Annotated in this window: 28 protein-coding genes; 9 read left to right on the top strand and 19 right to left on the bottom strand. The window is 59.5% G+C overall.

Going from position 1 to position 21,001, the window contains the following annotated elements; translation table 11 throughout:
- Positions 1–232: 232 nt before the first annotated feature.
- Positions 233–427: a Flp family type IVb pilin gene (locus ACG97_RS00470; protein WP_047965350.1), complete on the bottom strand. Its 195-nt coding sequence runs from the start codon at positions 425–427 to the stop codon at positions 233–235.
- A gap of 190 nt (positions 428–617) precedes the next feature.
- Between ACG97_RS00470 and ACG97_RS00465 the strand changes: the two genes are divergently transcribed.
- The 6 genes from ACG97_RS00465 to asnB are packed head-to-tail and all read left to right on the top strand — an operon-like array spanning position 618 to position 7,272.
- Positions 618–2,231: a hypothetical protein gene (locus ACG97_RS00465; RefSeq protein WP_047965349.1), complete on the top strand. Its 1,614-nt coding sequence runs from the start codon at positions 618–620 to the stop codon at positions 2,229–2,231.
- A gap of 3 nt (positions 2,232–2,234) precedes the next feature.
- A complete protein-coding gene (locus tag ACG97_RS00460) occupies positions 2,235–3,059 on the top strand; it encodes a class I SAM-dependent methyltransferase (protein ID WP_047965348.1) in 825 nt (274 codons plus the stop codon).
- Positions 3,060–3,061: 2 nt separating this feature from the next.
- Positions 3,062–3,997: a class I SAM-dependent methyltransferase gene (locus ACG97_RS00455; protein ID WP_047965347.1), complete on the top strand. Its 936-nt coding sequence runs from the start codon at positions 3,062–3,064 to the stop codon at positions 3,995–3,997.
- Positions 3,994–4,347 (top strand): EamA family transporter, encoded by a 354-nt coding sequence (locus ACG97_RS00450; protein ID WP_238377221.1) that lies wholly within the window; start codon positions 3,994–3,996, stop codon positions 4,345–4,347. Before ACG97_RS00455 ends, ACG97_RS00450 begins: the two co-directional genes overlap by 4 nt.
- Before the next feature lie 52 nt (positions 4,348–4,399).
- Complete coding sequence (locus ACG97_RS00445) at positions 4,400–5,389, top strand: glycosyltransferase family 2 protein (protein ID WP_047965346.1); 990 nt, start codon at positions 4,400–4,402, stop codon at positions 5,387–5,389.
- A gap of 29 nt (positions 5,390–5,418) precedes the next feature.
- Positions 5,419–7,272, top strand: a complete 1,854-nt coding sequence (gene asnB / locus ACG97_RS00440; protein WP_238377220.1) for an asparagine synthase (glutamine-hydrolyzing) — start codon at positions 5,419–5,421, stop codon at positions 7,270–7,272.
- 143 nt (positions 7,273–7,415) lie between these two features.
- Here the strand turns inward: asnB and recN are convergent, their stop codons facing one another.
- From recN to ACG97_RS00410, 6 genes are all read right to left on the bottom strand, one after another.
- Positions 7,416–9,080 (bottom strand): DNA repair protein RecN, encoded by a 1,665-nt coding sequence (recN, locus tag ACG97_RS00435; protein WP_047965345.1) that lies wholly within the window; start codon positions 9,078–9,080, stop codon positions 7,416–7,418.
- 14 nt (positions 9,081–9,094) lie between these two features.
- On the bottom strand, positions 9,095–9,979 hold the full coding sequence (locus ACG97_RS00430; RefSeq protein ID WP_047965344.1) for an NAD kinase: 885 nt from the start codon (positions 9,977–9,979) through the stop codon (positions 9,095–9,097).
- Positions 9,976–10,620 carry a response regulator transcription factor gene (locus ACG97_RS00425; protein ID WP_047965343.1) on the bottom strand — a complete coding sequence of 215 codons (645 nt, stop codon included), beginning with the start codon at positions 10,618–10,620 and terminating at the stop codon, positions 9,976–9,978. The genes ACG97_RS00430 and ACG97_RS00425 overlap by 4 nt, the downstream gene beginning before the upstream one ends.
- Positions 10,620–12,722 carry an ATP-binding protein gene (locus ACG97_RS00420; protein ID WP_047965342.1) on the bottom strand — a complete coding sequence of 701 codons (2,103 nt, stop codon included), beginning with the start codon at positions 12,720–12,722 and terminating at the stop codon, positions 10,620–10,622. Before ACG97_RS00420 ends, ACG97_RS00425 begins: the two co-directional genes overlap by 1 nt.
- 92 nt (positions 12,723–12,814) lie before the next feature.
- A complete protein-coding gene (gene msrA / locus ACG97_RS00415; RefSeq protein WP_202902673.1) occupies positions 12,815–13,360 on the bottom strand; it encodes a peptide-methionine (S)-S-oxide reductase MsrA in 546 nt (181 codons plus the stop codon).
- Between the two features lie 38 nt (positions 13,361–13,398).
- Positions 13,399–14,340 (bottom strand): nucleoside hydrolase, encoded by a 942-nt coding sequence (locus ACG97_RS00410; protein ID WP_047965340.1) that lies wholly within the window; start codon positions 14,338–14,340, stop codon positions 13,399–13,401.
- Positions 14,341–14,447: 107 nt separating this feature from the next.
- On the opposite strand from ACG97_RS00410, the gene ACG97_RS00405 reads away from it, so the two are divergent.
- The 3 genes from ACG97_RS00405 (at position 14,448) to ACG97_RS00400 (ending at position 16,707) form a co-directional block, all read left to right on the top strand.
- On the top strand, positions 14,448–15,401 hold the full coding sequence (locus tag ACG97_RS00405) for a tRNA-dihydrouridine synthase (RefSeq protein ID WP_047965339.1): 954 nt from the start codon (positions 14,448–14,450) through the stop codon (positions 15,399–15,401).
- Positions 15,402–15,813: 412 nt separating this feature from the next.
- Positions 15,814–15,957, top strand: a complete 144-nt coding sequence (locus ACG97_RS17430) for a hypothetical protein (RefSeq protein ID WP_156167829.1) — start codon at positions 15,814–15,816, stop codon at positions 15,955–15,957.
- Positions 15,958–16,206: 249 nt separating this feature from the next.
- A complete protein-coding gene (locus ACG97_RS00400) occupies positions 16,207–16,707 on the top strand; it encodes a hypothetical protein (protein WP_047965338.1) in 501 nt (166 codons plus the stop codon).
- A gap of 20 nt (positions 16,708–16,727) precedes the next feature.
- Here the strand turns inward: ACG97_RS00400 and ACG97_RS17425 are convergent, their stop codons facing one another.
- The 12 genes from ACG97_RS17425 to ACG97_RS00345 are packed head-to-tail and all read right to left on the bottom strand — an operon-like array spanning position 16,728 to position 20,993.
- Positions 16,728–16,883 (bottom strand): hypothetical protein, encoded by a 156-nt coding sequence (locus ACG97_RS17425; RefSeq protein ID WP_156167828.1) that lies wholly within the window; start codon positions 16,881–16,883, stop codon positions 16,728–16,730.
- Positions 16,876–17,088, bottom strand: a complete 213-nt coding sequence (locus ACG97_RS00395) for a hypothetical protein (protein WP_047965337.1) — start codon at positions 17,086–17,088, stop codon at positions 16,876–16,878. Before ACG97_RS00395 ends, ACG97_RS17425 begins: the two co-directional genes overlap by 8 nt.
- On the bottom strand, positions 17,085–17,294 hold the full coding sequence (locus tag ACG97_RS00390) for a hypothetical protein (protein ID WP_047965336.1): 210 nt from the start codon (positions 17,292–17,294) through the stop codon (positions 17,085–17,087). Before ACG97_RS00390 ends, ACG97_RS00395 begins: the two co-directional genes overlap by 4 nt.
- Positions 17,291–17,743, bottom strand: a complete 453-nt coding sequence (locus ACG97_RS00385) for a hypothetical protein (protein ID WP_047965335.1) — start codon at positions 17,741–17,743, stop codon at positions 17,291–17,293. The genes ACG97_RS00390 and ACG97_RS00385 overlap by 4 nt, the downstream gene beginning before the upstream one ends.
- Complete coding sequence (locus ACG97_RS00380) at positions 17,743–18,102, bottom strand: hypothetical protein (RefSeq protein ID WP_047965334.1); 360 nt, start codon at positions 18,100–18,102, stop codon at positions 17,743–17,745. Before ACG97_RS00380 ends, ACG97_RS00385 begins: the two co-directional genes overlap by 1 nt.
- A gap of 27 nt (positions 18,103–18,129) precedes the next feature.
- The gene (locus ACG97_RS00375; RefSeq protein ID WP_053068007.1) at positions 18,130–18,663 is read right to left on the bottom strand and encodes a lytic transglycosylase domain-containing protein; all 534 of its coding nucleotides are present in this window, start codon (positions 18,661–18,663) and stop codon (positions 18,130–18,132) included.
- Positions 18,663–18,929 carry a hypothetical protein gene (locus ACG97_RS00370; RefSeq protein ID WP_047965333.1) on the bottom strand — a complete coding sequence of 89 codons (267 nt, stop codon included), beginning with the start codon at positions 18,927–18,929 and terminating at the stop codon, positions 18,663–18,665. Before ACG97_RS00370 ends, ACG97_RS00375 begins: the two co-directional genes overlap by 1 nt.
- Before the next feature lie 10 nt (positions 18,930–18,939).
- The gene (locus tag ACG97_RS00365; RefSeq protein ID WP_053068006.1) at positions 18,940–19,449 is read right to left on the bottom strand and encodes a phage tail protein; all 510 of its coding nucleotides are present in this window, start codon (positions 19,447–19,449) and stop codon (positions 18,940–18,942) included.
- Positions 19,446–20,009 carry a hypothetical protein gene (locus ACG97_RS00360; RefSeq protein ID WP_047965332.1) on the bottom strand — a complete coding sequence of 188 codons (564 nt, stop codon included), beginning with the start codon at positions 20,007–20,009 and terminating at the stop codon, positions 19,446–19,448. The genes ACG97_RS00365 and ACG97_RS00360 overlap by 4 nt, the downstream gene beginning before the upstream one ends.
- The gene (locus tag ACG97_RS00355) at positions 20,009–20,446 is read right to left on the bottom strand and encodes a hypothetical protein (RefSeq protein ID WP_047965331.1); all 438 of its coding nucleotides are present in this window, start codon (positions 20,444–20,446) and stop codon (positions 20,009–20,011) included. The genes ACG97_RS00360 and ACG97_RS00355 overlap by 1 nt, the downstream gene beginning before the upstream one ends.
- The gene (locus tag ACG97_RS00350) at positions 20,447–20,677 is read right to left on the bottom strand and encodes a hypothetical protein (protein WP_047965330.1); all 231 of its coding nucleotides are present in this window, start codon (positions 20,675–20,677) and stop codon (positions 20,447–20,449) included.
- 1 nt (position 20,678) lies between these two features.
- A complete protein-coding gene (locus ACG97_RS00345; RefSeq protein ID WP_047965329.1) occupies positions 20,679–20,993 on the bottom strand; it encodes a hypothetical protein in 315 nt (104 codons plus the stop codon).
- Positions 20,994–21,001 lie beyond the last annotated feature (8 nt).

The following is a 21,001-nucleotide window of genomic DNA, read 5'->3' as shown; positions in this document are numbered from 1 at the left end:
CCAAGCATACTGACTTTCTGCCAGAATACTCAAAACAAATACGGCACTGCACATTAAATTACAACCAATGGCAGCTTAAACATTATGTTAGTACACCATTAGCGGCTAACAAGAAAAATTTCAATTTACACGCCAGCCAATAACCTACGACACTTGTCAAGTAATTGCTAATTGCATTTTTTATTAAAAAATATAATGCGTATGTAATTTACGCTAATGACGTATCAGCAAATCACAGGACATCTGCGGCTACGGCTTCAACCTGGTCGGCCACGTTCAGAAACAAGGCCTGAACATTCAATCCGACGCCAGTAACAGACGCAATAATGACCACGGCTATGAGTGCTCCCAGCAGGGCGTACTCCATGGCAGTCACGCCATCCTCGTTAACCAAAAACAAACGCAAGTGACGGCTATACTTGTTCATGATCAGCCCCTGGTGAGCATCGGTTCAGATAAATTCATTCAATAAGCAATGCCATACATACGGCTTTAGATCACCGGCACCACAAAGTCAAACAATTGCAAATTGTATGACATCGCCTATAGTGCACCTCGGAGTATAGAAAAAAGCACTTGTTAGTCTTTGCGTAAAGCCGACAGGGGGAATTTAAATCATGGCCTACACAAGAGCCCGACTAACCCCTTCTACCGCCATTTTCATTATTGTGTTTACAATAATGCTGCTGTTCCCCAAGTTTGAAGACCCTGATTTCTACTGGCACCTGAAAACAGGCGAGTTGATTGTCACCACCGAACAGCTGCCATGGCATGACGTTTTCACCTATACCAATTCCGGCCATTCCTGGGTGCTTTCCGAATGGCTGAGTCAGGGCATTTTCTATTTGCTGTATCAACAGGCCGGTTTGACTGGCGTTGCTGCCATTACCGCGCTGGTTTACGCCCTGTGCTGGTTTATCACCTACAAAACCTGCCAGGAACAACTTAAAGATGAAGGCAAGGCCATTCTGGTGGTGATGCTGTTCTGCGCCACAATGGGTGCCATTGCACCTCGACCCCATATTTTTACTTTCCTGTTTTTCGCGATCCTGCTGCATCAACTATTCATGTTCAAATACCGGGCATCCGATCGCAGCCTGATTTTCATTCCGCCAATGATGGCAATCTGGGCCAATGCGCATGGTGGTTTTTTTATCGGTCTGGTTTTGCTGGCGGTTTTTCTTGTCGCGGAGTGGAGCCATCATTTACTGGTGGACAACGTTGGCCGCATTGAAACCAGGCGATTGAAAAAACTAAGCCTTATTGCCATAGCAGGATTTCTGGCCACTGCCATCAACCCGCATGGCTGGCAATACTGGCTGTACCCCTATCACGCAATCGTTTCTTCTGGTGATACCCAGTTCATCAGCGAGTGGCAATCCCCCAGCTTTCACAAGCCATTCTTTCAATATTTCCTGGTGGTCGTGTTTCTGTTTTTCATAAACATGATTTACGCAAGAAGAAAACCAGATTTAACCGAGCTTGGCGTTTCCCTGGTTTTCATTGGCGGGGCATTCTTTTCCGTTCGAAATATCCCGCTGGCCGCATTGGTGATGGCGCCGTTTTTTTCCATCTTTTGCCAGGATTTATCACTCGCCAGGATATTCAAACAACCGGACTACACGCCAAAATCCGGTTTCTCAGCCTTTGCTCACCGCATTATGACTGCCGGTAACAAACAGGTCGGCGGTAGTGCGCCACTGGCAAACTGGTTGCTGCTAATTGCGTCGCTATTTTCAATCCTGCTGCTTTACCCGAGCAGAAAAGAACACAACAGCATGGCGGTGTCGCGAATCCTGCCAGTTGCGGCAACTGACTTTGTCATCAAGCACAATATCAGCGGCAATATGTTCAACACCTATCATTACGGTGGCTATCTGATTTACCGCCTCTACCCCCGGCAACGGGTTTTCATCTACGGCAGAACGGATATCTATCCGAAGCCATTCATCACCGAATACCGGGAGATGTACCGTGGCGGCAGCAACTGGAAACAGTATTTCTACAAGCACAATATTGACTACGTGCTGTGTGAAAACCTGTCGCCGCTAAGGCAGCTGTTACTGAACAACGGTGACTTCAAGCTGGTTTTTGATGATGGCAAGCACTCAGTGCTGCTGAAAGACACTGCCAAGTATCAGCAACTGATCAAGCAGTACGCTCCGGGCTTGAACAGCACACATGACATGGGAAGCATTGCACTTTCATCAAGCAATGAAAGCGAGGGGTGATTCATGTTGAGCGACCAGAGAACCGCCGATGCCTTTGCCAACTCCTGGAACAACCTGCCAGCTGGCTCCGTTTACACCCGCGACCAGTTTACGGACTGGATGAGTCCGCTCACCGCGGCCGATGTCGCCGGGCGCCAGGTGCTGGAGCTTGGGTGCGGCAACGGCAGCCAGATGCTGCACCTGCTGGACTGGAAACCGGCTTTTGTCGAAGGGGTGGATCTGGGCGATGCCATTCTTTCCGCCTGCAAGAATCTGGCGGGCAGGGCGGAGGAAAACTGGAAAATCACGAAAAGTGACATGACCGCCTTTAGCGGCGCGGGCTATGACCTGGTCTACTCCATCGGGGTGCTGCATCACCTGGACTGCCCCAAGGAAGGCTTCGACGCGGTGATCCGCAATGTCAAACCCGGCGGCCGCTTTCATTGCTGGGTCTACGCGGAAGAGGGCAACAGCCTGATCATCAAGCTGGTTGACCCGTTGCGCAAGATAACGTCGCATCTGCCGTGGTGGCTGACCAAGTACGGCGTGGCGACCCCGTTGGCGGTGCCGTTTTTCCTTTATGCCAAAACCGTCGCGACCCTGGCCGGCATCAGCGGCGTGGAAAAGCTGCCGCTATATCAGTACTGCCGCTGGATCAGCAATCGCGACTTCCGGTTCTTCAGGCATGTCGCCTTTGACCAGCTGGTCACCCCGCAAACTGTCTATATCAATAGGGCGACGATTGAGTCCTGGCTGGCCGGCCATGCCGATATTGATCAGCACAGCACCTACATCATCATGAGAAATGGCAACTCCTGGAAGTTTGGCGGCAAGCGCAAGGAGGCATAGCGATGCAGATCGCCGAAAAGTTCATGACCATGCTGCGTTGCCCGCTTTCGGGCGCACCGTTGCAGCAAGGCGACCATGGGCTGGCCAGCCGCGATGGCAGCCTGCACTACCGTATCAGCCCGTCCGGCGTGCCGCTGTTTGCAGAGCACTTCTGCACTGAAGACGCCAGGCGGCAGCAAGCCCATTTCGAGAAAATTGCCGGTATCTATATCAACAATCTCGGCTATCCGCATACGCAAGAGTATGCGGCCTACCTTGACCGCGCCTTTCTCGACATCGCCGCCGAGGCCAGCTTGGGCAGTACCGCCGAGATATGCTGCGGCAGTGGCGAGGCATTCCGCCTGCTTGGCGACAAGGTCGGCACCGGGCTGGGCATCGATATCTCGTTGTCGATGCTGGAAGCGGCCAAAAGCAGTCTGCTGGATGCCGAGCAGTACTGTTTTGTACAAGGCGACGCCACCCGCTTGCCGCTGGCAGACAGCCTGTTCGACAGTGTTTTCATCATCGGCGGCATTCACCACGTCAATGACCGGCAACAGCTGTTTCGCGAGGTATTCCGGATCTTGAAACCGGGCGGCCGTTTCTACTGGCGCGAGCCGGTCAGTGATTTTTTCCTCTGGCGCTGGCTGCGTGCGCTGATTTACCGCCTGTCGCCGTCGCTGGACGATAAAACTGAGCGCCCACTGCTGTACCGGGAAACGGTGCCGCCCCTTGAAAATGCCGGCTTTGTGCTCAAGACCTGGCAAACCTATGGTTTTCTGGGTTATTGCCTGCTGATGAACAGCGATGTGCTGGTATTCAACAGGGCATTTCGCTACCTCCCCGGCATACGCCTGGTTACAAGGTTGGCCGCAAGGCTGGATCACGCCATCACCAGCCTGCATGCTTTCCGGCGCTACGGATTGATCGTTATCGGCATGGCGGAAAAACCGGGATGAGCACAACAAAAATGCGGTTATTCATTTATTACATAATCATGGTCGCCATGACGGTTGCGGCCAACCTTTTGCTGAAATCCGGGGCAGAAAAATCCGGTAACAGCCTGATCGAGCTGTTCAATATCAGGATCCTGTTCGGCTTTGTTTTTTTCGGATTGGCGGCGTGCTTTTACATTCTGGTACTGACCAAATTACCGTTGAATGTCGCGCAATCCTTTGCCGCCATCCAGTTTGTTGCCGTGATCATAGCGGCGCATTTTTTTCTGGGTGAGCCAATTGATGCTACCAGGGCATTGGGCATTTTTCTGATTTTCTGCGGGATATTGCTGGTCGGGAAATCCAGTTTCTGAGCAGCCATTCTGCGGTTTATTGCTTGTGCCATCCTGGAACGGGGAGGTACTCATGATTTCCGTTATCGTGCCGGTGTATAACGAAGCCGACAATCTGGTCGCGCTTTACGAGCAGGCTGTAGTGGTACTGCAAAAGCTGGAGCAGCCATGGGAGCTGATCTTCATCAACGATGGCAGCACGGACGGCAGCCAGGAGCGACTGGAAGAGTTGGCCGCAAGAGACCAGTGCGTGAAGGTGATCAAGTTCTGCCGTAATTTTGGCCAGACCGCGGCGATGATGGCGGGGGTCGATTACGCGGAGGGCCACATCATCATCCCGATGGATGGCGACATGCAGAACGACCCCGAGGATATTCCGCGTTTGCTGGACAAGCTGGAGCAGGGGTTTGATGTTGTGTCCGGCTGGCGGCAAGACCGCAAGGACAGCCCGATCAAGCGCAACCTTGTCAGCCGCGTCGCCAACCGCATGATTTCGTCGATTTCCGGCGTGCACCTGCATGACTATGGTTGCTCGCTGAAGGCGTACCGGAAAGACGTGATCAAGGGCGTGCGCCTGTACGGTGAAATGCACCGCTTCATCCCGATTTACGCCAGCTGGTTTGGCGCCCGCATCGCCGAGATCCCGGTGTTGCACCACCCGCGGCAGAATGGTGTTTCCAAATATGGCTTGGGCCGCATCGTCAAGGTGATCCTCGACCTGATGGTGGTGAACTTCCTGTCCAAATACGCCGGCAAGCCGATGTATCTTTTTGGCGCCGCCGGCCTGTTCATCCTGCTGATCAGCCTGCTCACCGGCAGCTGGGCCGTGTACCTGAAGCTGGTGGAAGGGGTGTCCTTCATCTCGACGCCGCTGCCGCTGCTGGTGGTGATGACCGGCGTGACCGGCTTCATGTGCATCCTGATGGGGCTGCTGGCGGAGCTGCTGATCCGCACTTACTACGAAGCCCAGGGCAAGAGCGTGTATCTGGTTGGCAAGACGCTCAATATCAAAGCACGGTGTGCAACGAGGACGGCCAGATGTGTGGAATCGTCGGATTTGTAGGCGCCGGTACGCGACAGGACCTGGAGCGGATGAGCAACGAAATCATCCATCGCGGGCCGGACGGTGTCGGCTATTGGACAGACCCGGCGCAGGGCGTCTATCTCGGGCATCGCCGGCTGGCGATTCTCGATCTGGCCGGCGGCCAGCAGCCGATGTGGACCGCCGATGGTGCACTGGGCGTGGTGTTCAATGGCGAGATCTACAATTATCGCGAGCTGCGCACCGAGCTGGAGCAGGCCGGCCATGTGTTTCTGACCGACCACTCGGATACGGAAGTATTGCTGCACGGCTACCGCGAGTGGGGCGAGGCGTTGACCGGGCGCCTGAACGGCATGTGGGCGTTCGCGCTGTATGACCGCCGTCAGGCGCGGCTATTCTGCAGCCGAGACCGTTTCGGCAAAAAACCGTTCTATTACACCCTGCAGCAGGGCAGTTTTGTCTTTGCCTCCGAGCTGACCGCCTTGCTGTGCCATCCGGCGGTGACGGCCACCGTGTCCCGCGCGGCAATCCGCAAATACATTGCCTACGGTTACCTGCCAGCCCCCAACACGCCATACCACGCAATCCACAAACTGCCGGCCGGCTGCTCGCTGGTATTCACTCTCGACAGCGGCAGTTTGCACCTTTCCCGTTACTGGTCTTTCGTGCTGGAGCCGGCAGAGGCACGCCCGGCCGGCATTGAAAAGCAATGGCAAGAGGAACTGTTAGAACGGCTTAACAATGCTGTGGCCTGCCGGCTGGTCGCCGATGTCCCGCTCGGCGTGTTTCTCAGCGGCGGCATCGATTCTTCCGCCGTCGCCGCGCTGGCGGCCCGACAAAGCGGAGCAGGGCAGCTGCAAACCTTCAACATCGGCTTTGATGTCGCCGGCTTCGACGAATCCGCGCACGCCCGGCGCGTCGCCACCTTGCTGCACACCCGCCATCATGAAGCCACCCTGTCGCTGGACGTCGCGCGCAGCCTGCTGCCCGCCATCACCGGCAAGCTGGACGAGCCGCTGGCGGATAGCTCGCTGCTGCCCACCAGCCTGCTGTGCCAGCACGCGCGGCGCCATGTCACCGTTGCCTTGGGCGGTGATGGTGCCGACGAGCTGTTTGCCGGTTACGCGCCGTTCCGGGCGCTGCGCTGGGCCAATTATTACCAAAAGCTGGTGCCGGGCCCACTACACGAGGCCATCCGCCTGCTGGCCAACCGCCTGCCGGTCGGCGATGGCTACATGAGCCTGGACTTCAAGCTCAAGCGGACGCTGCAGGGGCTGAGCCACCCACCCCGGCTGTGGCACCCGAGCTGGATGTGCCCGCTGGACGATGCCGCGCTCGCCGAGTGCTTTATGGAGCCGGTCGATCCGGAAGAGGTGTTCTCGGAGGCCATCGCTGCGTGGGAGCGCTGCAGCCAGCACAATCTGGTCGACCGCAGCCTGCAGTTTTTCACCGATATCTATCTGCAGGACGACATTCTCGCCAAGGTCGATCGCGCCAGCATGATGCATTCGCTGGAAGTGCGCTCCCCCTTCCTGGACATCAATGTCGTTGATCTGGCAAGGAAAATCCCTTCGGAATACAAGCTGCGCCATGGCGAAACGAAATACATCCTGAAAAAGGCTCTGGCACAGATCCTGCCGCAGGACATCCTGCACCGGCCGAAACAGGGCTTCGCGGTACCGATTGCCAGGTGGCTGCGCGACGATGCGCTGCAGCTGGACGAGTGCATCACACCTGCCGGGCTGAATGGCGCATTCATTGCCAGAACCATTGCCGACTACCGGCAGCACAACAGCAACCGGCACCACTTCCTGTGGGGACAATGGACACTGGCACAGGTGATGCAAAGTCATGCCGCGCTGGCCAGCGCGCCCAGCGCAGCCGAAACCGTACACGCCCTCTAGACATCTGCGAGCGGGAGGCTAGACGCCAAGCCTGCCGCGCAGGCATCGCCTGACCCATACATGGCGGTCTAGCGGCGCGGCAAGACACGGTGCAATAAAAAAGCCCTGATCTGCTCGATCAGGGCTTCGCCTTGCGGCCAACGTTATTCCGCGTTTGCCAGCAGCATCTCGCTGGCGTGTTGCCGCGTGGTGCTGGTGATGTCCTCGCCGCCCAGCATCCGCGCCAGTTCGTCGATACGCTGCACCTGGTCCAGCGGCTGGATGCGGCTGACGGTGCGGCCATCGACACCGGACTTGCTGACCTGCCAGTGCTGACTGGCGCAGGACGCCACTTGTGGCAGATGCGTCACGCACAGCACCTGATAGCGTTCGCCCAGCTGTCGCAACAGCTTGCCGACCACCTCGGCGACGCGGCCGCCGATACCGACGTCCACTTCGTCGAAAATCAGCGTCGGCACGCTGGCGACCTGGCTGATCACCACCTGCATCGCCAGGCTGATGCGCGACAGCTCGCCACCGGATGCCACCTTGGCCAGCGGCCGCAGGGTACTACCCTGGTTGGCCGCTACCAGATACTCGACGGCTTCCAGGCCATTGGCGGTCGGTTCCACCGCCGCGGACAGCTCAATGGCAAAGCGCGCGCCCTCCATCGCCAGCCGCTGCATCTCGGTACTGATACGGGACGACAGCTCGTTGGCGGCCTGGCGGCGTTTGCCGGACAGCGCCTCGGCGTGGGCACGGTAGCGTGCCAGCGCCGCCGATTCGGCGACGGCCAGCGACTCCTGATCGGTCGACGCCTCCAGTGCGGCCAACTGTTGCTGCCAGTCGCCGAGTTTTTTCGGCAGCTCTTCCGGCGTGCAGCGGTACTTGCGGGCGATGCGCATCAGCACGTCGAGGCGCGCCTCGACATCCAGCAACTGTTTGGGGTCGTCGTCAAAGTCGCTGCCGTAGCTGCGCAGGCTATACACCACCTCGCGCAATTCGGCATCGACCGAATCCAGCAGTGCCAGCGACTCCGCCAGCCGCGTATCCAGCGCCGACAGCCGCCCAAGGCGGTTTTGCACCTGCGACAGCAGCGACAGGCAGTTGCCGTCCATGTCGGACAGCACGTCCACCGCCAGCTGAGCGGTTTGCGCGAGCTCAGCGGCATTGGCCAGCCGCGAGTGCTGCTGGTTGAGTTGCGGCCACTCGTCGGCCTGCAGGTTCAGCTCGCTCAACTCGTTGATCTGCCAGGTCAGGCGCTCGCGCTCGACTTCCGATTCGCGCGACAGCCGCTCGGCGTCCTCGCGCTGGCGTCGCGCTTGTTGCCAGTCCTGCCATGCCTCGCGCACGTCGCGCGCCAGCTGCGTGCTGCCGGCGTAGGCGTCGAGCAGCGCACGCTGGGTGTCGGCACGCATCAGCGACTGGTGCGCGTGCTGGCCGTGGATGTCGACCAGATACTCGCCGATGGCCTTGAGCTGGCTTTGTGTCGCCTGCTGGCCGTTGATGAAACTGCGCGAACGGCCGTTGCGATCCACAAGGCGGCGGATCAGCAGGTCGTCCTCGTCGCCGCTCAGCTCGTTGTCCTGCAGCCAGGCGCGCAGGTCCGGGCTGTTGTGGATGGAAAACTGCGCGGCGATTTCGGCGCGCTCAGCACCGTCGCGGATCTGGCCGGCATCGGCACGGTCGCCCATCAGCAGGCCCAGGGCATCGAGGATGATGGATTTGCCGGCGCCGGTTTCACCGGTGAGCACGGTAAAACCGGCATGAAAATCGAGATCGAGCTGATCGACGATGACAAAGTCGCGAACATTCAGTGACAGCAGCATGGTCTTGTGATTTCTCAGAGCAGACGCTCGCCCCAGTGAAGCTTGTGGCGCAGCATGTCGTAGTAGTTGTAGCCAATCGGGTGCAGGATTTTCAGCGTGTTACGGTAGCTGCGCACGATGACCCGGTCCATTTCCATCAGGTCGCAGTGTGACTGACCGTCAAAATGCACGCGCGTGTCCAGCCCGCGCGTGAGCATGAAGGCCACCTCGCAGTTGTCGCTGACCGCAATCGGCCGGTTGCTGAGCGACTGCGGGCAGATCGGCACCAGCGCCATCGCACGCAGGGTCGGGTGCAGGATCGGTCCGCCGGAGGCCAGCGAGTAGGCGGTGGAACCGGTCGGGGTGCTGATGATCAGACCGTCGGAGCGCTGGCTGTAGACAAACTGGTTGTCGACGAACACTTCAAACTCGATCATCGAGCCGAGAGCGCCACGGCTGATCACCACGTCATTGAGCGCCAGCGCACTGGTGATCTCCGCCTCTTCGCGGATCACCGACGCCTGCAGCAGGATGCGCTCTTCCGGCACGAACTGGCCTTCCAGGATCTGGTCGATGGCGACCAACATTTCGTGCAGCGGAATATCGGTCATGAAGCCGAGCCGGCCCTGGTTGATGCCGACCAGCGGCACGCGGTAGGCGGCCAGCACGCGGGCGATCGACAGCATGGTGCCGTCGCCGCCAAGCACGATAACCAGATCGGCAAGCTTGCCCAAGTCCTCGCGCTCGACGGCGGGGTAGGCCGGCGTGTTGTCGTCCGCCGACGGCATGCTTTCCACGTCGATCAGCACCCGCACGCCGCGCTGGGTCAGGTGCGCAGCCAGGGTGAGCAGCGATTCGATGATGTGCGGTTTGCTGTGTCGGGCAACCAGGCCGATTACACTGAACAGGTTCTTGGTCATGATGGGTGCGTGATGCTTTCGTTGCCGGTAATCGGCAAGGCTTTCAGGTAGAAGCGGATCAACTCCGCCAGCGAATTGACGCCCAGCTTGTTGAACAGGTTGGCGCGGTGCGCCTCGATGGTGCGCGGCGAGACGTCCAGTTCCTTGGCGATTTCCTTGCTGGACAGACCGTCGGCCACCAGCCGCAGGATCACCATTTCGCGCTCGGTGACTTTTTCCAGCTGCTGCTTGACCTCAGCGGTTTCCGCCTCGTGCTGCTGCAGCTGGATGCTGTTGCGGATCGCCTTGCGCAGGCTTTCCAGCAGCCGGTTGCGGTCGATCGGTTTGGTGATGAAGTCGACCGCCCCGCCACGGAAGGCGCGGGTGCATTGTTCCAGATCGCCGTGGCCGGTAATGAAGATAATCGGCAGCTTGTTTTCCTTGATGCTGAGGATGTCCTGCAGCGCGAGGCCATTGATGTCCGGCATGCGGATATCCAGCACCAGGCAGCCGATATCGCCCGGCGCGTAGGCCTGCAGGAAGGACGTGGCGCTGTCGAAGGTCAGCACGTGCAAGCCCTGGGTGCCGATGAGGATGGCGAGCGCGTCGCGCACCCCCGGATCGTCATCGACCACGTACACGGACGGTGTCATCGATGCCATTATTGCTGCTCCTCTTTTGCGTCGGGATGGCTGTTTTTGAGTACCGGCACGGTCAGCGAAAACTCCGCGCCGCCGGTCTCCAGATTGCGGGCGGCCAGGCGGCCACCGATGCTTTCGATAATGGTCTGGCTGATGGTCAGTCCCAGCCCCATGCCCTCGCTCTTTGAACTGTAAAACGGGTCAAATACGTGCGGCAGGATATTTTCCGGTATGCCGGTGCCGTTGTCACGGATTCCCAGCCGGATGTGGCGGCCGCGGCGTTCGCTATAGGCAAAGATCCGCATCGGTTCGTCGCTGCGGTTTTTCTCGGTCATGGCGTCGACCGCATTCTTGATCAAGTTGATGATCACCTGCTCCAGCTGGATGCTGTCCGCCATTACCTGCGGCAAGCCTTCCGCCAGATCGGTGGTAACGATCACCTCGCGCGCGGCCAGCTCGTTCTTGGTCAGGTCCAGCGCGCTGCGCAACGCGTCGTTGATGTTCAGCGGCGCCACTTCCGGCTGCTTGCGGCTGGCCAGCTCGCGCAGGCGGCGGATGATCTGGCCGGCACGATTGGCCTGACGCACCGAGGAGACCAGCGAAATACGCAGTAACACCGGATCCGGATTGGCGTCATCCATCATCGCCAGACAGGCTTCGTTGTAACTCATGATCGCCGACAGCGGCTGGTTGATTTCGTGCGCCACGCCGGACGACATTTCCCCCAGCGTATTGATGCGGGCGACACGCGCCAGCTCGTCCTGATGCTTCTTCAGCTGCATTTCGCTGGCCTTCAGCGCGGCAACCATGTCCTGGCGCAGCTTGCCGACATGGCGAAAGCTGAGCAGGTAGCGCACCACAACGTTGGCCGCATCGTTCAGCGGAATGAACTCGCCCTCGATCTCGCACTCCTGGCCGTGGGCGTCGATCAGGATGCTGCCCAGTGGCAGCATCGCCCGCACTTTTTTCTCGATCAGGCGCGGCAACACATGGACGCGACGCTGGTTGCGCGGATAGCAGATGCCGAAGTCGACGCCATCCAGCAGCTTGCCCTGCAAGGCGGCATCGCCGGTCAGCGCCATGGCGCGGGCATTGGCGTACAGCACCTGGTTGCGCGCCGACAGCAGCAGCACGGCTTCGTCCATCGCCTGCAACGCGATATGTTCCAGCGCGGCCAGCGGCTGCGGCGCGGCAACAGGCGGTAAGGCCGGCTCCGCCGCTGGGGCAGCGGGACGGAACAGCCGGCGGGACAGCATGCCGCTGCCCAGCAAGGCACCGCCAAACAGCAGCCATGGCAGCCAGCCCGCAGCCGGCAGGCTCAGTTGCAGCACGTAAGGCAGCACCGGCTCCGGCACCAGCAGGGTTTGTCGCAGCGTTTGCAGTGCCGAGAACGGTACGCCCGCCGCGGGTACGCTGGCGAGTTGCGGCATGTCCGGCGCGGCACTGATCGACAACTGCAGCGGGCTGTTGTCCGGCAGCGGCAGCAGCTGGCGGAGGTCGACAAAGACCACCGCCACGCCGCTCACCTGGCTCAGCCGTTCCGCCGTGGTGTCCGGCAGCACACCGCCGGTGTAGGCGGCCCTGACAAAGGCCAGTCCCGGCGCGCCGTCGCGATAGGTAAACGGTTTGCTGGCCTGTATTTCGCCACTGCTGATGGCGGCCTTGATCGCGGCCGCGAAAAAGCGGTCGGCGGCCAGATCCAGTCCTTGCAGGTATTCAAGACGGCCGCCGGGGCGATCCGGAGACAGATTGGCCAGCGGAATATAGTGGCTGCGTGCGGGGGCAGGGAACCAGGCGCTGCTTTCCGTCCAGGTGTCGCTGCTCTGGTCACGATATTCGCGGATCAGGAACAGCGCGCGGCGGCGATAGCTCTGCTGCACTTCGAAGGCATCGCGACTGCCGGTATCAATCTTGTGCTGGAAACCGGCGGCCACCACGAAAGCGGGCAGTTCCGCGTTGAGGGCTTGCGGGGCGGCAGCGTCCGTCGGTGTCAGCTGCTGCAGCAGTAGGGCGGTGTAATCCAGTTGCCGGCGCAGCAGCGTCTGGTTCAGTTGCAGGGCCTGATCAAATGTTTGCTGGCGATAAGCGGCTAGCTGTGCCGCCAGTGCGTAGCTCAACAGCAAGCAAAGCGCCCAGAACAGCCACTTCGCCCCCCCGTGTTGTCGTACCGCCTGCAAAAACGTTTTTGTTGTGATCAAGTCCGGACTTTCAATGGCTAATCGGCCAGGCCGCGCTGTTGCAGCGTGTCCAGCACCTGTTCGCCTTTCATCACCTTGCCGGCAACGACGGCGCGGCAATAGGGCGCATAAGGATTCAGCTCATAATAACGGTGATGCTCGGTTTCGGCAGGGTAAAAGGTGGCGGCCGGTTGCGACTGAGTCACGATTTGCGCGCCGGGCGGCAAGGTTGGCCGCAATTCGTCCATGATGCGCGCCAGCGCGGCTTCTTGTTCCGGGAAGTGCCAGAACACCGCCGAGCGGTATTGCGTACCGACATCGTGGCCTTGCCGGTTCGGCGTTGTCGGGTCGTGGGTGGCGAAAAAAAGCCGCAGCAGGTTTTCATAGCTGACGACTTCGTCATCAAACTCGATTTCGATCGCCTCGGCATGGCCGGTGCGGCCACTGCACACCTGCTCGTAGCCGGGATTGGCGACCGCTCCACCGGTATAACCCGGCGTCACCGACTTGACGCCCGGCACCTGGCGAAAAACCGCCTCGGTGCACCAGAAGCAGCCACCGGCGAATGTTGCCTTGTTCAACATGATATAGCCCTCATTCCGGCATGACCCGTGTTGTTGTTTCAGGGGAGTGTAGATAAATTATCTGCCAGCAAGCGGAAAAAGCCATCACTATCAACAGTTGTAAGGTAATTTACATTTGCCGCTTTCCCGGTGATGCCCCACCAGTCCACCGGCGTCGCGCCCAGCGTCAGCTCGCTGTTTTGCTCCACCGCCACGTACACCATGCGCCCGGAGAACAGCCCTGGCTGCAGCACATAGGCAATCACGGTCGGATCATGCAGCGGCGCGCCGTTGGCGCCGTAACGCTGCACGTCGAAGCGTTCCAGCGTGGTCATGATGTCGGCCGCCAGATTGCCGGCGCGGTTGGGCAGGGCGCGCAGCAAGCCGATGCGCGCCGGCGACGCCGTCGCCTTGTGCGTGACATCCAGCGGCAGCATGGTAATGGCGGCACCGCAAGCCAGCACCGTGGCTGCCGCGTCCGGATCGACATAGATATTGAACTCCGCCGACGGCGTGATGTTGCCACCTTCAAAGTAGGCACCACCCATCAGCACGATTTCCCGGATGCGGCCAACGATGTCCGGCGCCCGCACGATCGCCATCGCCAGGTTGGTCAATGGCCCCAGCATGCACAGCGTGACGCTGCCGGCCTCGCGTTCACGCAGGGTGCGGATGATGAAATCGACGGCGTGCTCCGGCTGCAAGGGCATGGCTGGCTCATGCAGCGGCACGCCGTCCAGCCCGGTCTTGCCATGCACATGCTCGGCGGTAACCAGCGGGCGCAGAAGAGGGCGCTCGCAGCCGGCATAGACCGGTACCTCTGGGCGGCCGGCCCACTCGCAGATGATGCGGGCATTTTTTGCCGTCAACTCCAGCGGCACATTACCCGCCACCACCGAAATTCCGACAACTTCGAGCTGGGCCGAGCCTAAAGCTGTCAAAATAGCGACCGCATCATCCTGACCAGGATCGGTATCAATAATTATCGCGGTCTTGCTCATGATGAATGGCTTGCCTTCAATGCAAAGGCGCCAAGGTTTACCACGCTCCGTTTAAAAGTCAATAGTTGGCCGCAAGGCGGAGCTTTCTCAGTTCTGGTGAAAATAGTATGAAGATCGTATTGGCCCCGATGGAAGGGCTTGTAGATGACGTGATGCGGGATGTGCTGACCGAGATTGGCGGCATCGACTGGTGTGTTACCGAATTCATTCGCGTCACCAACTCCTTGCTGCCGGTAAAGACTTTTCATCGTCTGGCCCCCGAACTGCTGCAGCAGTCAAAGACGCGAGCTGGCACGCCGGTGCGACTGCAATTACTCGGTTCCGATCCTGCTTGTCTGGCCGATAACGCGGCAAGGGCGGCGGAACTGGGCGCGCCGGTCATCGACCTGAATTTTGGCTGTCCGGCGCCGACCGTTAACCGCCATCGCGGCGGCGCCGTGTTGCTCAAAGAACCGCAAACGCTCTACGAGATCATTACCGCAGTCCGCGCCGCAGTGCCCGGCGACATCCCGGTCACCGCAAAAATGCGGCTAGGTTATGAAGATACCAGCCTGACGCTGGATTGCGCCCGTGCCATCAATGCCGCCGGTGCTGCGGAACTGACCGTCCATGCCCGCACCAAAGTAGAAGGCTACAAACCGCCGGCCCACTGGGAGTGGTTTGCCAGAATCAAGGAAGTGATCGACATCCCGCTGATTGCCAATGGCGAAGTCTGGACCCTGGAGGACTATTGCAACATCCGCGCAGTCAGCCAGTGCGAAACCATCATGATCGGCCGCGGCCTGATTGCCGCCCCCGATCTTGCCAACCGCATCAAACACCTGCAGCAAACCGGCACCAAGCTGCCACCGAAGCCATGGCCCGAGGTGCTGGCGCATGTCGACAACCTATTCATGCAATGTCAGCTGCGTGCCGGCGATAGCAGCTATGCCGTCAGCAGGGTCAAGCAATGGCTTAACCAGCTGAAACGCACCTATATCGAAGCCGGCGATTTCTTCAATGAAATCAGGTCAATACGTGAACCAGAACAGCTAAAAACCAGGCTAAACGCCGCCCGCTGAGCACTAGGTATTTTTACGAATAGCCATTACACCGATGGTAGCCTTATCATTAATCATGCTTTCTGATATGGAATGGCGTTCCTCATCTGAAGCGTAACGGAGACCAAATCCGTGCTTCCAAAACCTCCTGCCATCGGTGACTGATGCTGGAGGTTCTTTTTTTGGCCGGCGTTTAGGTATTCAGGTACGAGCACGGGATTGCAAGCCGCAGCTACAGCTACCACGACATTCGGCGTGCGGCTCAACATGTAGCTCAAATCGACTGGCTTTTTGATCTTGGCAAGCCTCTGCACAGGCAAATCGAGTCCAACACGATCTGGATTTTTGTGTAAACGAATTTTCCTTTTAGGACGTGTTCACATCGTTGTTGTTCTGGCAATAAATGTGTCGGACAAAATTGATTGCAGCAGCCATGGAACGCGAGAAAAGCCAAGCCAGACGGGACTTTTGGCAGGATTTTCGCAAAAAGATCGCCCAGCTGGTCGTGGGCGGTCTGGTGATCACGACGATGGCGTTTAGCCCGGTAACTACCGAAAAAGCCCCCCAAGGGGTTTAGCCGTTCGTGTCGCATAATGTTTATTATGTCTAATAACATACGCCGGAACCGGTTTTTTAGCCCTCTCCCGACCTGTTTTTAGCCCTCAGAAAAACATTTTCACAAATCGCCAAAAAATAAAATTAACTCCCATTTTGCATGTGACGTCGCTTATCACCAGAATGGCTTTATTTTGAGGTTGATATGAACATACGTTCTAAAGACGCACCGGAAACTGTCACCAAAAAGCGACGGAAAGCCAAGCCCGTCATGACGCAGACCCAATACCGCGAACACTACGAGCGGAAATTGCGTGGCGAGAAATTCAACAAGCTGATCTTTGGCATGAAAACCGCCGATATCTGCTCGATGCTTCAGGTTTCCGACGCCACGGTGCGCCGCTGGAAAACAGGCACCTGTCAGCCGCCTGAAATGGCGCTGGAGCTGCTACGGTTGCGCCGTGGCCTTGCACTGCCAAGGGTTTGCGGCGACTTCGCCGGCTTCATCCTCGGCACCATCAACGGCAAAACCACCCTAACCCCGCCCGGCTTCCACTGGTCGGATGGCGTATCCGCCTATGACGTGAAGTCCTGGAGCGTCATCCGCCACACCTTGGCTCGCGCGCTCGGCAAAAAGCCCGCCAAGGCGGGCTTACCACATGCCGGCAAGCTGCCAGCCAACGACCTGCTGTTTGACCTACCAGTCAACACGCTTCGTTTTGATGCGGTCAAGAATCAGGCCGCCAATGACCGTGGCGGCAACGGCGACTAGCAAAGCCTTGGCGGTGTTGCTCATTGCAGACACGCCTTTGTCGCGGTGAGCTGCTCAATCTTGCGGTGGGCTTCGTCCACGTCCCGCCGCAGGTATTTCAGTTCGGCACGGACGCCGCCCCAAGTCACGAGGCCGCAGACAATTCCTGTAAACAGAACTGGCAGTAATTCATTCATTCGCCACCCCGTTTTGCAAAGTTTTGTTCGCGGTTTCCGGCAGGAATACCGCCAGCGCGCCCAAGAAAATTGCCGGCACGGCAACCGCCGCAGAGATAGAGCCGGCGGCCAAACCAGCCACATTGCTCAGGATCGCAGCAGCGCCGGCGGCGCTTGATGGCTCGGCCAAACAACGCAGAAATTCTTTGAATTTACCCATCATCATTCCCCTGTAAAAAACTTGCTGCCCAAGTCCTGCCAACCTGGCAGGCCATAGTTGGGCGCTGTTGTGTTGTCGGTTGAAACTGTGCTACCGCCGTTGCTGCCGGTGACGGCCGGCGCTGGCAGTGGCGCAGTGCTTTGGTTGCTGTAGTACAGCCAGCCGGCGGCCATCAGTGCCAGCAACATCCATTGTTCGCGCGATAGTGTCATTTCGTGAGTGCTCCGTAGCCGCCGCCATAGGTGGCGACATCCTTGGCGATCTGGCTGTTTGCCGCCGTTTGTGCCGCTTCCCGCGCTTTCTGGCGGTCGTAGCCGTACCAGACATCGCCGATCTTGTTGTGCCCTGCTATCGGGTTCAGCACTGGCGGGTTCAGCGGCGGGTCGTCGTGGAACAGCTCCCAGATGGCGGTGCCAATGGTGTTGTTCTTGTCCATGCCAAAGAACCAGCGCATGCCCTGATTGACGCCGCGGTACGCCAGATTGTTTTCACTGGTGATGTCGGCGGCGCCGTTGTCCAGCGCGGTGCCAACGTTGGCCGCAACCTCGCCGACAACGCCGGTGGCCTTCTTGACCAGCCAGTACGCGGCGCCGACGCCGACCAGCGCGGCGACGCCGTACCAGACCGGCAGCGGGATGCGTTTCAGTTGGGTCAGGTTCATCAGCGGCCACTCAACAGGTACGGCACGCCGTCCAGCCATGTGTAAGGCCGCCCTTCCGGCCCACCAAGGTTGGTCACGATGCCTGGCACATCATCGGTGCCACCGTTGCGCACGGCTTGGTCGTACATTTCGTTGTCGCCAGACATGAGCTTGTTGATCGTCAGCCAATCGACACCGATCATTTCGCCAACCGCACGGATGCCTGTATTTGTATCGTCGGTGGTGTCCTGCTCATTCGCTGACTTGTTCCACTCCCAATCAAACATCGGCATGGTGCCGCTGCGGAACATCGCCTGTGCCAGCACCAGCGCCGCGAAGCCAACACCGACGATCACCACTGCCTTTTGTGCGCTATTCATTGCCTATTGCCCCCTGTTATGACGCGGCTATTTTACGCTCGGCGCGGTGGCTTTAGCTTGGGTCGGTGTCATGCCATCAACCAGAATCAGGCCATACAGACGAGTTTCCTTTGGCAGCGACTTTTCGCCGCGAAGGTACTTGGCCAGATTGCCCTCACCCCAGTTGTAAGCCCACACCGCCTTTTTCCAGTCGCCGAAGCGCTTGTACAGGTAGGCCATGTAACGCATGGCGGTGTCTGCCGACGCGACAGGATCGGTTGGGTTCAACTTGAAGCCGGCGGCAGTGGCCGGCATGAACTGGAACAGGCCAGTGGCGCCGGCGGCTGATTTGCGCTGGCCGCTGATCACCTTGGGGTCAAAGTGTGCCGATTCTTGCGCCGCCTGACGGATTGCCAGATCGACCGGTACGCCGTACTTTTGGGCCGCCTTGGCGATCATGGCGTGATAGCCCTTGTCCTCCGGCGCCCACTTCGGGCCGGAGCCCAAGATCGGCAAGTCTTGACCTGGTGCATCCTTCTGCGCCTTGCCGATGTTGATGTCAGTTCTGTTCCAGCTGCTCATTACGCGCCCTGCCCTTGTTGTTCGGTGGTTGGTTCAGCCAGCGCGACGATGTGCCACGCGCCGCCCTGCTCTTTTGCGATGCCGGTCACGTAGTATTCCGGCCGGTACAGCGCCACATGCGTGGCTTTGTCGTAGTCCGGCAGCGCGTCGACCGTGGCGTTTGCCGGGACGTGGTACACACCCGGCTCTAGCGGGCTTTCCTCCGCCTCGCTGCTGCCGATGTGCTCTTTCGTGACTGGGTGGTAGTGGTGAATGGTTTTGCTCATTGTCCTGGCCTTAGTATTTGATCAGCGGCAGCAGTGCCACGTTGCGCGGGCGGGTTTCGGTGGCGGTGCGTGGTGCACCATTAACACCGTCAGAAATAGGTGCCCCCGATGTATTTGCAGACGCTATCGGCCGATAGTTCTGCACCCCTGATCCGCCCAGCGAATCCGCCCCCAACGGCAGCGAGAACGTATGGCCTTGGAACGCGTCCAGCTGGCTGCTACCCGCTACCCGCCCCGCGTCCACCCCTCGCCCCTGATCTGCACCACGGATGAATTCGCCGCGCAGGTCTGGCAGGTTGAAGGTGGTCGCACCGTCACCGGCGCCGTAGGCGGTGCCAAGTGCGGCAAACAGGTTGCCGTAGGTGGCGCGACTGACGGCGGCACCGTTGGCGATCAGGTAGCCAACCGGCGCGGTGGTGCGTGCGCTGTGTACGATGTCACCTGGCTGCATATCGTCTCCGTATTCGTTAATCAGGCCGGCGGTGCCGGTCTTTCGTTTATAGCGGCCGCTGCGCCTCACAGAATCAGCTCCTGTACCTTGAGGATGCCGCCGGCCGCGTCACTGATGGCAACCCATGCCGCCGCTGGCGCGGTTTCTTCCAGCCACATTTCACCGGGTGCCAGCACCAGCACCGCGTCGGCGTAGTTACCACCTGGCGCCATCAGCGCCACGTTGGTGGTGCCGCTGTTCAGCACCCGCACGGCCACGCGGTCAGCGCGGGCGGTGCACACCACTTTTTCAGCGGCACCGATGGCGGTGATCATGGGCTTGTTCAGCACGGTGGCCGCGCCGCGCACGGTGGCCGACACTTCGCCGGCGATGCGGTTGGAGCCGGCCGAGCCATCGGACAGGATGATTTTGACCAGCTGGTCAACCTGGCTGATCAGCTCGATGCGGTCGAAGCCGTCCAGCTTGCAGTAGAAGCCTTCCAGCACATCCTCGGCTTCGGACTGCACGCGGCCGCCGCTCATGAAGCGGATATCCAGCGCCGCCGGCGCGGTCACCAGCTGCAGGAAGTTGTTGGGCACGTTCAGCACCCACGGCTGATTCGCCAGCAGGATTTGACTGATGGTCTGCATCACACGCCCCCTTTCTTGAATGCGGCCAGCGCCACCATGCCGACGACGATGAAGCCGACCACCTGCAGCAGTTGCTTGCTGCCCTGCACGTCCTTAGACAGCTCGGTTTCGCGTGCCTGCTGGTAGATGCCGCCGACGCTGGATAGCGTTTCCTGCATGTTCTTGGTGGTCTCGGCGGTGGCTTTTTCAAAGAACCATTTCGAGGCGTTCAGCACCTCGCCGAATTCCTTGTTCGCCAGCTCTCGGCCAGTCTTGGCAAGGTCGAGTGCGCCGGCGATGGCGCCGCCGTCCAGAATGCTGACGTTCATCGGCGCGCTGCCGTAGTTGGCGATGGCGCTGCCGCCGGCGCCGGTGGCCTGCCGGCCGTCGATGGTGGTGTTGTTGTTGGTGGTGTGGCTGCTTGAGCTGTTGCCAGAGCCGAACGAGAACAAGCCCATTTAGCGCCCCTTCTTCCAGATCAACACCGCCGCCAGCACCACGGCGCCGATGATCAGCGCACGGGTGGTGCTTTCCGGCTGGGTGTAGGTGCCGTAATTGACCGTCCAGTTGCTGCCGTCCAGCGTGCCAGACGAGCGGGCAGAGCCGAACGGCGATTGGTCAGGTGCGCGGGCGGCTTGCGCCACCTGCCCCACGCTCTGACTCATCATCATCATGGTCGTCGGGTCCATATCAGTCCTTCAGCACCACGACCAGCACCACCAGCCCCACCGCGACAAAGATGCCCGGCACGATGTAGCGCGACAGGCCGGTGTCGACGGCGCCGGCACCGAACAAGCTGCCGTCCTCGGCCTGCAGCATCATCTGGCGCTCTGCCAGCCGCGTCGGCGCGTTGTACTCGGCGTCGATACGGGACTTGGCGTAGAAGCTGAGAATGTCTTGCGCCACGCCGCCCCAGCCGTCAAACAGGCCGCCACCGCTTACGCCTTGTTCCATGGTCTTTGTCCCCGCCAGCGCGTTGATGTGAGCGTCGAAGTATTCATCCATGCAGCCCC

Source organism: Vogesella sp. EB (genome assembly GCF_001037925.1).
Lineage (GTDB): Bacteria > Pseudomonadota > Gammaproteobacteria > Burkholderiales > Chromobacteriaceae > Vogesella > Vogesella indigofera.
This window is presented reverse-complemented; position numbering and strand designations above follow the sequence as displayed.

What these genes read in the sequence shown, in the direction of transcription:
- ACG97_RS00395 (WP_047965337.1), bottom strand. Translation starts at nt 17,088, where the DNA reads ATGATGATGGGTAAATTCAAAGAATTTCTGCGTTGTTTGGCCGAGCCA.
- ACG97_RS00470 (WP_047965350.1), bottom strand. Translation starts at nt 427, where the DNA reads ATGAACAAGTATAGCCGTCACTTGCGTTTGTTTTTGGTTAACGAGGAT.
- ACG97_RS00370 (WP_047965333.1), bottom strand. Translation starts at nt 18,929, where the DNA reads ATGAGCAAAACCATTCACCACTACCACCCAGTCACGAAAGAGCACATC.
- ACG97_RS00405 (WP_047965339.1), top strand. Translation starts at nt 14,448, where the DNA reads ATGAAGATCGTATTGGCCCCGATGGAAGGGCTTGTAGATGACGTGATG.
- ACG97_RS00400 (WP_047965338.1), top strand. Translation starts at nt 16,207, where the DNA reads ATGACGCAGACCCAATACCGCGAACACTACGAGCGGAAATTGCGTGGC.
- ACG97_RS17425 (WP_156167828.1), bottom strand. Translation starts at nt 16,883, where the DNA reads ATGAATGAATTACTGCCAGTTCTGTTTACAGGAATTGTCTGCGGCCTC.
- ACG97_RS00350 (WP_047965330.1), bottom strand. Translation starts at nt 20,677, where the DNA reads ATGGACCCGACGACCATGATGATGATGAGTCAGAGCGTGGGGCAGGTG.
- ACG97_RS00390 (WP_047965336.1), bottom strand. Translation starts at nt 17,294, where the DNA reads ATGACACTATCGCGCGAACAATGGATGTTGCTGGCACTGATGGCCGCC.
- ACG97_RS00380 (WP_047965334.1), bottom strand. Translation starts at nt 18,102, where the DNA reads ATGAATAGCGCACAAAAGGCAGTGGTGATCGTCGGTGTTGGCTTCGCG.
- ACG97_RS00360 (WP_047965332.1), bottom strand. Translation starts at nt 20,009, where the DNA reads ATGCAGACCATCAGTCAAATCCTGCTGGCGAATCAGCCGTGGGTGCTG.
- ACG97_RS00430 (WP_047965344.1), bottom strand. Translation starts at nt 9,979, where the DNA reads ATGACCAAGAACCTGTTCAGTGTAATCGGCCTGGTTGCCCGACACAGC.
- ACG97_RS17430 (WP_156167829.1), top strand. Translation starts at nt 15,814, where the DNA reads ATGGAACGCGAGAAAAGCCAAGCCAGACGGGACTTTTGGCAGGATTTT.
- ACG97_RS00345 (WP_047965329.1), bottom strand. Translation starts at nt 20,993, where the DNA reads ATGGATGAATACTTCGACGCTCACATCAACGCGCTGGCGGGGACAAAG.
- ACG97_RS00465 (WP_047965349.1), top strand. Translation starts at nt 618, where the DNA reads ATGGCCTACACAAGAGCCCGACTAACCCCTTCTACCGCCATTTTCATT.
- ACG97_RS00460 (WP_047965348.1), top strand. Translation starts at nt 2,235, where the DNA reads ATGTTGAGCGACCAGAGAACCGCCGATGCCTTTGCCAACTCCTGGAAC.
- ACG97_RS00375 (WP_053068007.1), bottom strand. Translation starts at nt 18,663, where the DNA reads ATGAGCAGCTGGAACAGAACTGACATCAACATCGGCAAGGCGCAGAAG.
- asnB (WP_238377220.1), top strand. Translation starts at nt 5,419, where the DNA reads ATGAGCAACGAAATCATCCATCGCGGGCCGGACGGTGTCGGCTATTGG.
- ACG97_RS00425 (WP_047965343.1), bottom strand. Translation starts at nt 10,620, where the DNA reads ATGGCATCGATGACACCGTCCGTGTACGTGGTCGATGACGATCCGGGG.
- ACG97_RS00355 (WP_047965331.1), bottom strand. Translation starts at nt 20,446, where the DNA reads ATGGGCTTGTTCTCGTTCGGCTCTGGCAACAGCTCAAGCAGCCACACC.
- ACG97_RS00410 (WP_047965340.1), bottom strand. Translation starts at nt 14,340, where the DNA reads ATGAGCAAGACCGCGATAATTATTGATACCGATCCTGGTCAGGATGAT.
- ACG97_RS00385 (WP_047965335.1), bottom strand. Translation starts at nt 17,743, where the DNA reads ATGAACCTGACCCAACTGAAACGCATCCCGCTGCCGGTCTGGTACGGC.
- recN (WP_047965345.1), bottom strand. Translation starts at nt 9,080, where the DNA reads ATGCTGCTGTCACTGAATGTTCGCGACTTTGTCATCGTCGATCAGCTC.
- ACG97_RS00450 (WP_238377221.1), top strand. Translation starts at nt 3,994, where the DNA reads ATGAGCACAACAAAAATGCGGTTATTCATTTATTACATAATCATGGTC.
- ACG97_RS00445 (WP_047965346.1), top strand. Translation starts at nt 4,400, where the DNA reads ATGATTTCCGTTATCGTGCCGGTGTATAACGAAGCCGACAATCTGGTC.
- msrA (WP_202902673.1), bottom strand. Translation starts at nt 13,360, where the DNA reads ATGTTGAACAAGGCAACATTCGCCGGTGGCTGCTTCTGGTGCACCGAG.
- ACG97_RS00455 (WP_047965347.1), top strand. Translation starts at nt 3,062, where the DNA reads ATGCAGATCGCCGAAAAGTTCATGACCATGCTGCGTTGCCCGCTTTCG.